Consider the following 14814-nt stretch of genomic DNA (forward strand, 5'->3'; position numbering starts at 1 on the left):
TATGTTCCCTTTTTTATGATGTCTTGCTTTTTCAGGAACGTAGAACTCCTCTATGTTCCTTTTTTTATGATGTCTTGCTTTTTTCAGGAACGTAGAACCCCTCTATGTTCCCTTTTTTATTATATCTAGGCTTTTTCAGGAACGTAGAACTCCTCTATGTTCCTTTTTTTATGATGTCTTGCTTTTTTCAGGAACGTAGAACCCCTCTATGTTCCCCTTTTTATAATGTCTTACCTTTTTCAGGAACGTAGAACCCCTCTATGTTCCCTTTTTTTATGATGTCTTAGCTTTTTCAAGAACGTAGAACCACTCTATGTTCCCCTTTTATAATGTCTTACCTTTTTCAGGAACGTAGAACCCCTCTATGTTCCCTTTTTAGGTGTGGTATTTTCTTTTTAAAGTCTAATAGATCTGTCTAAGAATAAAAAAAGGAATGCTCAGCAGCATCCTCATTAAAATCCTCCACTATTATGTTGATCATTTCGAACATTGTGCATAAATGACTCCATATAAACCCTTTCTGAATCCGACACATGCTTCGCATTCTCTTCAGGGTCAAAATCACGAATCCCTTTTCGCTTATATACTAGATCAACGATAAACCCAAATACGAATAGTCCGCCAATCATCACGAGCCATCCCATTCATGAGCCCTCCTTTTTCATCATCAAAGGGTAATTCTGAAAAAGCTAGTTCGCATGGCTTCCCTTTATTATATTGTATGCTATTAGGGGGGAATTTCCAATATTTTTAAACTGTCTTTTGGTGCCCGAAAAGAACTGAATTGACAATATGCACGGAATCCCATTCACCAGATGAGAAACGAACAATAGGATATTTTCTTGGGAAAAGTGTGGCATTAATTTGCTCTGGCGTCTTGCCTTCATCATTAAGCTTCACAATTTCGCCCTGCAGGTCAAGCAAATATTCCAGCTTTCCTTTTAATGCTGTCCGGCCATCGTTCAGATACCCGGCATGACAGCAAAACACATCCTCAAAATCAAAAGTTAATATCCTTTTCAATGATTCGATAATGTCCGGGATGCTTTCCTCTCTCAGGATCACTTTGGTTTTCTCCTGACAATAGAGATCCCCTGTAAAAAGTTGACCCGTTTCGTTATTCAAAAAAGCCAGGTGATCTTTGGAATGCCCCGGTGTCTTGATGACGGTCCATGTAGCATTACGAGAAGTAAATGTCTCTTCAATAGGTTGTGCACGAAACGGCCGTCGTCTCCCCCAATACAATTGACGATATAACGGATAATCCGGCTTTTTTTTACAATAATCAATCATCATAGCATTCATATACAGGGGTACTTCAAGTTCTTTCTGTAGAAAGGCGGCACAACCCGTATGATCTTCATGATAATGTGTCATCACCACTTGCTGAATCTCCAGTTGTTTAAAAAATGAGATAAACCCCTTCTCCAATGACCTTGCCCCTGCATCAATAAGCACACCGTCGAGAAAAAAACAATGGACATTGAGTTTTACACCTTGCAACGAGAGCGACCCATTCCCCAGCCGGACACCATTTATTGAATCCTGGGCAAAATTCTTTTTAACCAACATAGATTCATCCCCCATTAACCATCCTTTTTCTCATAGTAACACAAAATGAATGACTATTCATAATATTTAAAAAGAAAAACAAAAGACCTTCTCTTCTTTAACGAAGTAAGGTCCCTAATTTTTTATTCGCTAATCACACTATTTTGTTGTGCTTGAAAAAGTCTTATAGCTTCCTCGCTGATTTCCACTGTATCCTGTTGTTGCTTGACTGTCTGCTGTTGTTGCTTGACTGTCTGCTGTTGATCACTTGTGCTTTGATTTTGTTTAGATTGTAATTGCTGGATTTGCAGTTCAATCTGTTTCACTTCTTCTTGGTATTCCTGTATTTTTTTCTGCTTCGTTTTTGCATCATCTTTTGACATATTCTCTTGCTGAATCTCTTGCTGCAGCTTTTGTTTCTGCTTTTGTAAATCCTTGATGGCACTAGATGAATCCTTGGCTGTTTGACTAGTGTAGCTTGAATTACTTACAGATGAAACATGCATATGGTCCCTTCTCCCACTATTATTAATCCTCTTTTTTAAATCTTGCAGTCTTTGCTTTATGATATCCCTTAAACCTTAATATTTTCTTAATTTTCAACATAGAAAAAGGCCTCTCATCAGTTCAGCAAACTGAAAAGAGGCCTTTTAGAATCAGCCATGTTAATGTAAGTTTTTAACTCCAGTTTCCAATATTTCCATTTGGAGCAATGTCTGTTCGTCTGTAATGGTTTTATCTTTACCATTGATGATGGCTTCATATAAATCATCATATACTCTTCCATAATCACCATTTACGGATTTTACTTTTTCTTCGTGGATTGTACCTTCTTCGTCAATATATGTAAGTACACCATAATGATGGATGGTATCTACACCAAAATCTTTGTGATCAGGCATGTAAAATAACTTTAAATGTTCTTCCTGACGATCCTTTGTTTCCTTCACAAAGCTTCCCTTGTTGCCGTATACGACAAAACTTGGTCTTTCTTTAAGTCTAAAATAACTGGATTTTACAGATACTTTTAACTTACCGTAATATAAATCCAGATCAAAATAATCATTCATTCTTCCTTGTCCTAAAAGTTGCCTTACATCGTAATGGATATGATCCGGCTTGCCAAAATAGCTAATCACCTGATCCAGTGTATGACATCCATGTCCATATAAAAATGAAGAACCAGGATCAAAAGAATGAACAGACTCTGGGACTTCGGGACGGAAATAATCGTAATGCATTTCAACTTCAAGCAAGTCCCCCATTTTTCCTTCTTCAATAACCTTTTGAACAGTTAAGAAATCACTATCAAAACGTCTGTTTTGATACGCCTGAACAATTAATCCTTTCTCTCTTGCCATTGCAAATATTTCTTTTGCCTGTTCTGAGGTTTCCATAAAAGGCTTTTCAACCAAACAGTTCTTATTATGTTCTAATACTAATTTTGCGTATTCATAATGGCTGTCGGTTCTTGTGCAAATCGCAATGAGTTGAATGTCCTTGTCATTTAATAATTCATCTAAATCGGAAGTATAATTGACTCCTGGAATCCTGTCCCAACCTTCATTCTTAGAATTTCTTTGATAAATGGTTTTGACCTTTATATTCTCTCTTTGCAGTACAAATGGCAGATGATATCTGTTCGTGCTTTTTCCATTTCCAATATAACCTATAGTTAGCATAGCTACCCCCTAAAATATTTATTATTACTATTCTCAACCCCATTGTCATACGAGAAAAGCACCTCCCAAAATTGATATCAGGAGGCGCTCTTTATTTCTATTACATTAAGTGGATTAAGTGGAATACAATACCAACCACGAATAATCCAAGAATCATAACGATTGGAGAAACTTTCTTCTTAAGTAACCACATGCAAAGGAATGTGATAAGCAATCCAGCAAATCCAGGGATTAAGCTGTCCAAGTTGCCTTGTAAAGTCGTTACTTTAACCGGTTCTAATGAAAGACCAGAAGCTTGTTGTTGTAATGCTGATTTAATACCTTCCGCACCTGCAGGTAGGTTTTTCCAGTCGATGTAAGCACCTTTGGAAAGTTTAACTTCGGATACAACCGGCGCGAATTTTACTGATACCCAACGGTTAACTAATGAACCAAGGATGAACATACCAAGGATGGATGCACCTTTTGTAATATCTTGAAGTAATCCGCCAGATAAGTCATCGGAAATTTTAGAACCAGCTTTGTAACCAAATTCTTGTGTATACCATGTGAAGCCCATACGAATGAGATTCCATAATACGAAGAAAATAATCGGTCCAAGGATATTACCAGTCAAAGCTAGAGAAGCGCCTAATGCACCAAGGATCGGTCTAACCGTGAACCAGAAAACTGGATCTCCGATACCTGCTAAAGGCCCCATCATACCGACTTTAACCCCTTGAATGGCTGCGTCATCAACCTGTGTGCCATTTGCGCGTTCTTCTTCAAGCGCTAATGTTACACCAATAATAGGTGAAGCTACATATGGGTGAGTATTAAAGAACTCTAAATGACGTTTTAGTGCAGCTGCACGATCTTCTTTAGTTGTATATAAGCGTTTGATTGCTGGAATCATCGTATATGCCCAGCCACCGTTTTGCATACGTTCATAGTTCCAAGAACCTTGAAGGAAAGTGGAACGCCACCAAACTGAAATACGATCTTTTTTGGATAATCTTAATTCATTTGCCATGTTTATGCTCCCTCCTTCTTAGTAACTATCAATAATATCGCCTAGTGGATCGCCAGTGTTTCCGTTTCCGCCATTACCTGAACCGCCTTGTTTAGAAAGCGCTAAGTAGATAAGTGCAAGAGCCACACCGATTGCTCCAAGACCGATAAGTGTAATTTGTGAGATACATGCTAATACAAAACCAATTACGAAGAATGGCCATACTTCTTTTGTAGCCATCATGTTAATAACCATTGCATAACCAACGGCTACAACCATTCCCCCACCGATTGCTAAACCATCTGTTAACCAAACTGGCATAGAGCCAAGTAAGTCTTTAACCGGACCTGCACCAACAGCTACTATTAATAGAGCTGGGATGGCAATACGTAAACCCTGCATGCAGATCGCAGCGATTTGCCAAAATTCAACTTTTCTGATGTTTCCTTCTTGAGCAGCAGCATCCATAAAGTGTACGATGGCTGTTGCAAGTGTACGAACGATGATGGTTAATAAAAGACCAGCAACTGCAAGTGGGACAGCAATCGCGATTGCAGAAGCCACACCAGCTTTACCTTGTCCACCTAATACTAAAATAATGGCAGATGCAACTGAGGCTAACGCAGCATCCGGTGCTACGGCAGCTCCGATGTTTGCCCAACCTAAAGCGATCAATTGAAGCGTACCACCTAAGATAAGACATGGTACTAAGTTTCCTGTAACTAAGCCAATTAACGTACAAGCAACCAGTGGTTGGTGGAATTGGAATTCATCCAAAATTCCTTCCATACCAGCTAAAAATGCTACGATAAAGACTAATATTATTTGAATCACATTCAAATCCATGTTATTAATCCTCCGTTTTCTCTGGAATTATTTTTGTTTCTTTAGCTCTTCTTGAGCCTTCTTAAGAATTTCGTTCATGTCGCCTTTTGAATCATTCGGAACTTTACGCACATCGAAATTCAAACCAATTTCTTTTAACTTTTTGAAAGTATCAATATCAGCTTGGCTAAAGGCCAACACTTTATTCGGTTGAACTTTACCAGGTGAGTGTGCCATCGAACCAACGTTGATTGTCTTCAATGGAACGCCGCCCTCAACCGCTCTGAGTGCATCTTGCGGGTTTTCGAATAGAAGCAACGCGCGCTGGCCGCCAAAGTGTTTATCATCTTTTGCAAGTTCGATCATTTTATTGATCGGAACAACGTGTGCCTTTACACCTGGAGGAGCAGCTTGTTGGATTAATTTCTTACGAAGATCATCCTTTGCTACTGCATCAGATACAACGATGATACGTGTAGGCTGTGTTGTTTTTGTCCAAGCAGTTGCTACTTGTCCGTGAAGTAATCGTGAGTCGATACGTGCTAACACGTATTCAAATTTACCAGGTGCACCTGCATTTGAAGGTTTAGCAGCAGCTGCAGCAGCTGGAGCTGCTGGTTCTAATGCTTCAGGTTGTACTTTAACCCCTTCTTTTGCTGTGCCCAAAATATGTGCAGCAATTTCATGTGCTGTGTTCATTGAGAAGCGTGATGCAAATGCTTCAATCAACATTGGCAAGTTTAAACCAGCAACGATTGCCCACTTGTCTTTATGATCTTCTAACAAGCTGTTGGCTTGGTTGAAAGGAGTACCACCCCAAAGATCGACTAAGAATAATACTTCGTCTTGGTTGTCGAAAGAGGCAATTGCTTCTTTCATTTTTGCTTTAACATTTTCAGGTCCTTCGCTCGGCATCAATGTTACAGCTTTTACATTTTCTTGTTTTCCAAAGATCATCTCTCCAGATTGCAAGATACCATTGGAAAATTCACCGTGACTTGCAATGATAATTCCTACCATCTTTTTACCTCCTATTAAGTTTTTTTCGGCTCATCTAAAGCGGTTACAGTTTCAACAAAAGCAATAAAAAAGGCATGAGCAAAAAGTAGATCAAATGAAGATATGGGTATAGATTGCCCCTTATCCTTCATTTCAATCAATACTTTTCACTCATGCCTGATCGAATCAGTAACACGTAAAAAATAATGGCGATGTTATTTAAATTTATTTTGCAAACGCTGTAAATGAAATGTTTAAAAATAGCTTCTGCATCAATACAATCTTTTCAATGTTTGCTGCATCACTTTAATGAGCTTACATGAGAAATTATAGCACAGGAAATATTCCGCTTTCAAGAGGGAAATTTTTTTGGATTTGTCTAAATTAAGACATTTTCCAACCTGTCAGGATTTTAAGAACTAATTACTTTTTAAATTTGCTCTTCACGCCGCGTTTAAGCACATCAAAGAAACTTAATGATTGAACCATCCGACTGGGATCCACGGATTCCCGAATGACTCGCAAAACCTTTTTCGGATCTTTAGACGAAAATGTATACGTCCCATTTCGCTTCGTTTGGATTGCATAACGTGGAATCCATTTCCCTTTGAACATGACTGAAGCGATTACATAATCCACTTCTTCCCAAGGAATCTGAATAAACTTCCGGGCATCACGACTATTGAAGAATTCAAAACCTTTATCTCCGATCATGATTTTACCATATTCCGCAATTCCCATATGTGAGGTTGCATCTATAACTAAATCGACTTTGCTATTGATTGATTGGACCATTTAAACTACTCCATTTCATTCTTTAATAAAACATTATTATACCCTTTTTATGACTTTAGGCAAAAAACACTTGTGACAATTTCTTTTCTAAAATTATTTTGGGATACCCGCCATTTTTGGAATGGTCGAGGTTGCCAATACATAGAACTAAGAACATCATTTTATATCGCAGTGGAAGGTTGAATTGAAACTTCACTTGAAATGCCTCCCTTTATCTTAAAGGACTTTCCTTTATTTTAATGATGTTAAAGGAATAATACTGTTTCAATTTTGTGAAGGTGGATACTTCTTGAATATCCAAACTCCAAAATTTGCATAAAAAGAAGGCCACCCAACAAATTTAAAAACTGTTGGAAGACCTTCTACAATAGTCGACTTGGAAAAATAATCTCTAATGAAGTTTAATAGTGGTATTTTTTCTCAAATGCTTTTTCATCGCTTTAATGAGATAGCCACCTTTAAATTTACGAGGTTCATAAGAGATGATAAATGCCTTTGGCTCGTATTCTTCGATTAGATTCATCACTTCATTTTCACGATTTCGCTTTGTTAGGATTTCTAATTGGAATCTTTTACTATCCCGCCCCATCCCTTCAAAGACAGTAACCCCAAATCCTTTTTCCCGCAATAAAACAATAAGCTCTTGATTCATATCCATTAAATTCACAACCAAACAAGTGTAGCCAATGGCCAGTTTGCTTTCAATGCGTGTACCAATGTATAATCCAACGCCAAAACCGATCGCATAGACGACCATTTCAGCAATGCTTTGGTGACCCGAAAAAACTAAAGAAAGCCCGAATACATAAATAAGGGCCTCAAGTGTTCCAAATGTTGAGGCAGCTACACTCATATTTTTCACTAAAAAAATGGTCCGAAGTGTTAAGACAGGAACATAGAGTAATTGAAGAGCAAAAATTAAAATAAGATTGGTGAACATATGTAACTCCCTTTCTATTGATTGATCTTCTATAAAAAGATGTTTCAAACTATCCCATACATTTTATCATGTTAGGAAATAATAGGCATTTAATTATAAAAAAGGCCTTCCACCCGTTTTGAAAACGGATGAAATGCCTTTGAATTACATACATCTTTAATTGCCATGTACAGAAAAAACCAAAGATAGTCTTGTAAAGTTTGGTTTCTATCATTTCATTATTAAAATCGTTACGGTTGCGAATATACCTCCAATTAGGATCACACTGCCACCAATTCGGATGAGGTTTCTATAGATAATTGTCGGCTCTGTGCTGTTCTTAGTTTTCCATGATTCCGATATTTTCCAAATCATATCAGGTTTAACCAACATGATCGCTCCCATGACCACTAAAAAGAGTCCTGCCAACCATTCCATTTAAAACATCTCCCAATAAAATCACATCATTACTCTCCCATATTTTACTACCTTAAGTATGACAATGTAATTAGGAAAGGATATCTTTATATATTTTGTCAAAAATTATTCTAGACACTATAAATCTAACAGTTTTATCATTAAAAGACCCATCTTTTATTTTAAGACATCCTACATAATATACTTTGACTGTTTATTTCATCTTCTTCATTGGCCCTTTTTACATAATGATATTCCCCAGCTGAATTTTGTTCACGCGCTTTTACGTTATCGCTCAACATGACCAGTAGCCACTCTTTAATACGGTTCTTCAGATGTCTTTTTAGGATGGGGAAAAGGATTTCAACTCGATTTTCCATGTTTCGTGTCATCATATCAGCAGAAGATAAATATAGGTTCTCTTCGCCATTATGATGAAAATAGTAGATTCTCGAGTGTTCTAAAAACATCCCAACGATACTTGTTACTGAAATATTTTCACTTATGCCTTTAATACCTGGTCGTAAACAACAAATTCCCCTTATGATTAATTCAATTTTTACCCCTGCAATGGATGCTTCATAAAGCTTCATGATAATCTGCTTATCAGTCAGTGAATTCATTTTTAAAATGATATGTCCATTTCCATTTTCTTTATGAAAAACGATTTCCCGATTAATTAACTCAAGGAATGCACTTCTTATATTAAATGGAGACACAAAAAGATGATTATACTCCGGGATTTCCATATGGCCACTTAAGTAATTAAAAAAGTTGGTAGCGTCGATACCAATAGAACGATTTGTGGTGATTAGCCCAATATCTGTATAAAGCTTGGCAGTGGCATCATTGTAATTCCCAGTACCCAGATGAACAAAACGTTCAATTTTCCCTTGTTTTCGCCGAACAATGAGAGTGATTTTACTATGAGTTTTTAAATGTGTCATCCCATAAATTACATGGCAGCCTGCTTGTTCTAGTTCTTTAGCCCACTGTACATTGTTTTCTTCGTCAAAACGGGCTTTCAACTCCACTAAAACGGTTACTTGTTTTCCGTTTTCTGCAGCTCTTTGCAGACTTTTAATAATAGGCGAATCCCCGCTTACCCGATAAAGAGTCTGTTTTATAGCGAGAACGTCTGGATCATCTGCAGCCTGGGAAATAAATTGGACAACTTGCTCGAATGATTCGTATGGATGGTGTAGTAAAATATCTTCCTTAAGGGCTTTGGTAAAAATATTTTCTCCCCTTTTTAAATCCTGTGGGGGGTGCGGTATATGTAATTGCTGCACTAAATGTTCATGTGTACATTGAATCGTTTTGCAAAAAGAGAAAAGAAATGTCAAATCAAGCGGAGATTGAACAAAATATACGTCATTACGATGGATTTCCAGTTCCTCTGTCAAATAGTTAATCACTTGCTCATCATAGCAAGATGATTGGACCTCTAGTCTTACACTTGCACCCCATTTGCGTCTTTTGAGCTCTTCTTCGATCTCATGTAATAAGTCATCAGCACCATCTTCATGGATGGATAGGTCAGCATTTCGTGTGATTCGGAACGGAGTAACTGATTTAATATATTGTCCCTTGAATAGTTTATGAATAAAATGAGTAATCACTTCTTCTAACAGGACAAAAACTCTTTCTTGACCATCTGTCGGCAGTTCAACATAGCGGTCGATAACTGCAGGAACTTGTACAATCGCCAATTTCCCATTAAAAGGTAACTGTAATACTTTTTCTTCCCTATTATGCTCCATAATAATGGCCAAATTTAATGATTTATTCAATACACATGGAAAAGGACGGCAAGCATCAATTGCCATAGGAGTTAAAACAGGGAACAGTTGCTCATCGAAGTACATTTCTAAAAAAGATAGATCAGCAGAATTGAGTTGAGAAACTTGAACAACTTTAACGCCTTCTTTTTCTAATAATGGGGTTAAAATATGTAAATAAGTGTGAGCTTGCTTTTCAACAAGCTTGCGCGTAATAGCGGAAATGGCGGCAACCTGCTCCTTCGGGGTTAAACCAGCTTTATTTTCACGCCTGTTATATCCAGTCTTTATCTGGTCTAATAAACCTGCTACTCGTACCATAAAAAATTCATCTAAATTAGAGCTGAAAATGGCCAAAAATTTATATCGTTCTAGTAATGGATTACATGGATCAATTGCTTCCTCTAAGACTCTCTGATTAAAAGACAGCCAGCTTAATTCCCGATTATTGTAATAGGATGGTGAAGCCAAGTTCCCTTTTCTGTCTTTATTCATTATAGTCACGAATAATACAACCCCTTTATTGCCAAAACAAATAATTAATATTTCAATTAATTATAACGATACCATTAAATTGTAAATTATATGTAAATTCACCGTTAAATTATGGTAAAAAAATGTAGACCCTCAATGGAAGTTAGCGAAAACAATTAAATTTTATCTATTTAGGATTTTTTTCTTATAGGAGTTAAATTTTCTACGCTTGTGGATGTGGTAAAATTTGTACTGGTGAATGGAAGGAAAGTTCAGGGAACAAGATGAGCCATTGGTGACCGACATCACTTAAAAGGTGGATCATAGGTCACCAATTATGTTTATTAGCTAAATACGTTTTTATGATTCTATCATTTGAAAGTGGGGAATCAGTGTGATTTTCAAAAGTTTTTCGATATGTTTCTTTTGTTTTTCCAGTTGATATTTTTCAGGTGCATAGTTATTTTGGGTTTGTATGTCCATTACCCAAGAATTTCCTTGTGATGTAATTTTTATATCACGAACAATATTTCGCCCTGTGCTGTTTAAACTCCTGGATACCTTTAAAATAGCACCTAATAAACAGATCTTCTTTCGTTCCTCTTTTGTGTACCAATCCTTAAAAGGTTCGATATGCTGGCGAAAAGCCCCTCTACTTTTAAACGAGGCAACAAGGGCTAATTTGATACGCTCCCGATGGGATAAGCCAACAATCGGCCGATTAGCGATCAAGTGAAAAACATAAGGTCCGGATTCTTCGTATAAATATTTTCCTAAATGAAAGATACTGGCACCTTGTTTAAGTAGATCTCGGTCGTGATCAGAAAAAACAATTCCAATTCCATTAATACCTTTCACCTGTTCAAAAAACATTGTTGCAAGATGAATGAACTGTTTACTTTTAATCGGATCTACATAATAATCATGCATTAATTCGTGGATTTCAGAATCTATAAGTCCCGTTATTTCTTGTTGGTTCCGATTCAATCTTTGATACAGTACACCTTCACGCAAACCTTTATTGCTTACTATAAACTGAGTTGCCTTTGAAACATGACACAAAACCTCAAAAAACTCTATTGCCGGTAAAATAATATCGGCACGATCTTTCGAAATTCCTTCAACATCTTGAATTCCTAATAATGATAAGGGTGTAAGTAATTCTCTAACATCATGAATATCTGACAGTTTCATTTCGTAATGGTGAATATCTGCAAGCGGGTACTGAATTATGCCTTGATGAAGTTTTGCAACATTTCGTGCACTCCCCCCCATGGCAATAATCGGAACATGTTTATTGAAAACCCATGTTAATTTTTCAATTTGCGCAAGTACATAATTTCGTATTTTCTGTAGCTCTTCGATTGTTGGAATATCGTCTTTCACAAACTGTAGCTTCAACGATAACGCACCAAAAGGCAGGCTAACATAGTGAACCAGTTTCTTATTGCGGAAGTACGTAAGCTCTGTACTTCCTCCTCCCATATCAATTGTTATTGCTTCATGGATATTGATGGAATTGGAAACAGCTAAGTACCCAAGATAAGCCTCCTCATAATCAGTTAATACGGTAATGGTGAAGCCCGTCCTTTCTTGAATGATTTGCACGATGTCTTTTTTATTACTCGCCTGTCTCACCGTGGCAGTTGCCACACAAAATATCTCTGATACTCCATAAAGATCGAGCATCATTTTAAAATTTTGAAGGGTTTCAATCAATAAGGAGATCCCTTCATCTTTTAAAAAAAGTTTGTCATCCAAATACATACGTAAACGGGATGACACTTTTATATTTTCTATTTCCTTTAATTGTCTACCATTGATTAACTTTTCATAAATAACAAGTCTTATTGTATTAGAACCAATATCAATAATAGCTACTCTTTCTTTCAATTTAGCTATCACTCCTTTTGTTGGAATATTATGTCTTTTTTATTTTATCCTATACCTTCACTTGGCATACTTCAAGGTCGGGCATGTTAAATTTTCATTAAGGAAATAAAAAAAAGCGGAAGTGAAGTTTCCGATTTATAAGAACATTTTAAACTATTACCATATTTCGATTTGTCCAATATTACAAATGATGGTATATTTTGTATGAGACCATTTGTCGAAAAAAAGGGTTGGATAAGATGAAAACATTGTATGAAAATGCTGTTAAACTCTCTGGATTGAACTATTTTAACAACAGAGAAATCAGCTGGCTTGATTTTAACGGACGTGTATTGGAAGAGGCACTTGATGAACGTAACCCTTTATTGGAACGTTTAAAATATTTATCAATCTTCAGCTCCAATCTTGATGAATTTTTTATGGTACGTGTAGCAAGGCTTAAAAATCAGGCTAAAGCTGGAAAGAATCGATCAGAAAAGAAGGGTGGACTGTCTCCTAGCCAGCAATTAAAGGTAATCGGGGAAAAAGTGCATAGTTTAGTACAACTTCAGTATGATACCTATAACAAAATACTGATCCCGAATCTTTTTGAGGAAAAGATTGAAATTCTCAAAATAAAGGATTTAACCCCTGAACAGATAAAGGATTTAGAAAATTATTTTGATGAGCAAATCTTTCCTGTCTTAACTCCGATGGCGGTTGATGCGTATCATCGTTTTCCAATGTTGTTGAATAAGAGCATCAATCTTGCTGTTGCTCTAAACCACAAAACGGTTAATGAAGAAACATATTCAAAAGTAGCCCTTGTGGAGGTTCCCTCTTTTTTAGAGCGGTTTATCCCGGTAAACTCAGCTACAGAAAGAGAGAGATTCATCCTTCTTGAGGACTTAATTAGCTATTTTATCTCTAAATTGTTTATTGGATATGAGATCGTTTCCGTAACTGCTTTTCGTATTACAAGAAATGCTGATTTAACATTAGACGAAGAGGAAGCGCAAGATTTACTTAAAGATATGGAAAAAGAGTTAAAAAAACGGAAATGGGGCATGGCTGTAAGGCTTGAAATACAGCATACCGGTTTCCCCTCTCATTTTCTGCATTATTTAATGGACAAGTTAGAAATCGGCAAAAATGATGTGTATGAAATTGACGGGCCACTGGATTTAACGATGTTTCTCAAATTGTATAGTAAGTTAGAAAATCACTTTGATCACTTGGTATATGATCATCTCATTCCACATACTCCTCAAGATTTACTTTCAGGAAATAATATATTTGAGAAAATCTCAGAAAGAGATATTTTACTTCATCATCCCTACGATTCTTTTGAACCTGTTATTGAATTCATTTCAAAGGCATCTGTAGATCCTGATGTTTTAGCAATAAAACAAACTCTTTATCGGGTAAGCGGCCATTCCCCTATTATTGAGGCATTAAAAAGGGCTGCTGAAAATGGCAAGCAGGTAACCGTATTAGTTGAACTCAAAGCCCGTTTTGATGAACAAAAAAATGTGCAATGGTCCAAGGAACTTGAAGATGCCGGATGCCATGTGATTTATGGGATGAGCCACTTAAAAACACATAGTAAAATTACACTTATTGTAAGGAAGAAGAAAAATCGAATTGAACGGTTTGTCCATCTTGGCACAGGTAACTATAATGATCAAACGGCCAAGTTGTACACGGATTTTAGTTTATTTACATCAAAAAGAAAATTTGGCATCGATGCCACTAATTTCTTTAATTATTTAAGCGGTTATACAGATAAGCCCATGTATAATCATCTATCTGTTGCACCCTTTGATATCCGAAAAGACTTTATTGAATTAATTAATGAAGAAATAACTTTCCAAAAACGATATGGAAATGGTTATATCATTGCAAAAATGAATTCCTTGTCAGACAAGAAAATAATCATGAAATTATATGAGGCATCCATCGCAGGTGTCAAAATTGATTTGATTGTTCGCGGTATATGCTGTGTACGTCCTGGTATCAAAGGAGTAAGTGAAAATATTTGTGTTAGAAGCATAGTGGGCAAATTTTTAGAACATAGTCGCATTTATTATTTCCGTCATAATGGGGAGGAAAAAACCTTTCTCTCTTCTGCCGATATGATGACACGAAACCTAGATAAGAGGGTAGAAATTTTATTCCCTATTTTTGATGGGAATATTAAGCTTCAATTGAATCATATCTTAAGAACACTACTAGCTGATAATGTGAAAGCGAGAGAGCAGGATCATGAAGGTCATTATCATTATGTAAAAAGAAGCATGGATGTGCCTGAAATTGACAGTCAATTAGTATTGAGTAAGGCACATAATGAATCTTATTTGAACATTGGTAACAACATTCTTTACTAAACTTTTTTAAATACATAAAGAATCCCGTATTTTAAGAGAGTATAAGATATTTATGGATAATTTCTTAGTTTATATGAAAGACCTCATAGTTATTTACATAAATTACTTTTTTTATGGAGGG

14 protein-coding genes are annotated in these 14814 nt (G+C 36.4%); 1 reads left to right on the forward strand and 13 read right to left on the reverse strand.

Going from position 1 to position 14814, the window contains the following annotated elements; genetic code table 11:
- Nucleotides 1-452: 452 nt before the first annotated feature.
- From ACI3K6_RS21425 to ACI3K6_RS21485, 13 genes are all read right to left on the reverse strand, one after another.
- On the reverse strand, nucleotides 453-644 hold the full coding sequence (locus tag ACI3K6_RS21425) for a hypothetical protein (RefSeq protein ID WP_435556435.1): 192 nt from the start codon (nucleotides 642-644) through the stop codon (nucleotides 453-455).
- A 106-nt stretch (nucleotides 645-750) separates the two neighbouring features.
- The gene (locus tag ACI3K6_RS21430; protein ID WP_435556436.1) at nucleotides 751-1572 is read right to left on the reverse strand and encodes an MBL fold metallo-hydrolase; all 822 of its coding nucleotides are present in this window, start codon (nucleotides 1570-1572) and stop codon (nucleotides 751-753) included.
- A 122-nt stretch (nucleotides 1573-1694) separates the two neighbouring features.
- On the reverse strand, nucleotides 1695-2057 hold the full coding sequence (locus ACI3K6_RS21435) for a hypothetical protein (protein WP_435556437.1): 363 nt from the start codon (nucleotides 2055-2057) through the stop codon (nucleotides 1695-1697).
- A gap of 159 nt (nucleotides 2058-2216) precedes the next feature.
- A complete protein-coding gene (locus ACI3K6_RS21440; RefSeq protein WP_435556438.1) occupies nucleotides 2217-3233 on the reverse strand; it encodes an oxidoreductase in 1017 nt (338 codons plus the stop codon).
- A 100-nt stretch (nucleotides 3234-3333) separates the two neighbouring features.
- The gene (locus ACI3K6_RS21445; protein WP_435556439.1) at nucleotides 3334-4245 is read right to left on the reverse strand and encodes a PTS system mannose/fructose/sorbose family transporter subunit IID; all 912 of its coding nucleotides are present in this window, start codon (nucleotides 4243-4245) and stop codon (nucleotides 3334-3336) included.
- An 18-nt stretch (nucleotides 4246-4263) separates the two neighbouring features.
- On the reverse strand, nucleotides 4264-5064 hold the full coding sequence (locus ACI3K6_RS21450; protein WP_435556497.1) for a PTS mannose/fructose/sorbose transporter subunit IIC: 801 nt from the start codon (nucleotides 5062-5064) through the stop codon (nucleotides 4264-4266).
- Nucleotides 5065-5097: 33 nt separating this feature from the next.
- Nucleotides 5098-6069: a mannose/fructose/sorbose PTS transporter subunit IIA gene (locus ACI3K6_RS21455; protein WP_335481506.1), complete on the reverse strand. Its 972-nt coding sequence runs from the start codon at nucleotides 6067-6069 to the stop codon at nucleotides 5098-5100.
- A 402-nt stretch (nucleotides 6070-6471) separates the two neighbouring features.
- On the reverse strand, nucleotides 6472-6843 hold the full coding sequence (locus tag ACI3K6_RS21460; RefSeq protein ID WP_435556440.1) for a DUF956 family protein: 372 nt from the start codon (nucleotides 6841-6843) through the stop codon (nucleotides 6472-6474).
- Between the two features lie 55 nt (nucleotides 6844-6898).
- Nucleotides 6899-7039 (reverse strand): hypothetical protein, encoded by a 141-nt coding sequence (locus ACI3K6_RS21465; protein WP_435556441.1) that lies wholly within the window; start codon nucleotides 7037-7039, stop codon nucleotides 6899-6901.
- A 195-nt stretch (nucleotides 7040-7234) separates the two neighbouring features.
- Entirely contained in the window at nucleotides 7235-7783 is a 549-nt protein-coding gene (locus ACI3K6_RS21470) for a DUF2179 domain-containing protein (RefSeq protein ID WP_435556442.1), read from the reverse strand.
- Between the two features lie 210 nt (nucleotides 7784-7993).
- Nucleotides 7994-8200, reverse strand: coding sequence for a DUF6199 family natural product biosynthesis protein (locus ACI3K6_RS21475; protein ID WP_435556443.1), 207 nt, complete (start codon nucleotides 8198-8200; stop codon nucleotides 7994-7996).
- 161 nt (nucleotides 8201-8361) lie between these two features.
- The gene (locus tag ACI3K6_RS21480; protein WP_435556498.1) at nucleotides 8362-10455 is read right to left on the reverse strand and encodes an RNA degradosome polyphosphate kinase; all 2094 of its coding nucleotides are present in this window, start codon (nucleotides 10453-10455) and stop codon (nucleotides 8362-8364) included.
- A 339-nt stretch (nucleotides 10456-10794) separates the two neighbouring features.
- Entirely contained in the window at nucleotides 10795-12327 is a 1533-nt protein-coding gene (locus tag ACI3K6_RS21485; RefSeq protein WP_435556444.1) for a Ppx/GppA phosphatase family protein, read from the reverse strand.
- A gap of 239 nt (nucleotides 12328-12566) precedes the next feature.
- Between ACI3K6_RS21485 and ACI3K6_RS21490 the strand changes: the two genes are divergently transcribed.
- The gene (locus ACI3K6_RS21490; RefSeq protein ID WP_435556445.1) at nucleotides 12567-14693 is read left to right on the forward strand and encodes an RNA degradosome polyphosphate kinase; all 2127 of its coding nucleotides are present in this window, start codon (nucleotides 12567-12569) and stop codon (nucleotides 14691-14693) included.
- Nucleotides 14694-14814: the final 121 nt, after the last annotated feature.

Origin of the sequence: Neobacillus solisequens (assembly GCF_051233465.1) — a bacterium.
Taxonomy (GTDB): Bacteria; Bacillota; Bacilli; order Bacillales; family Cytobacillaceae; genus Neobacillus.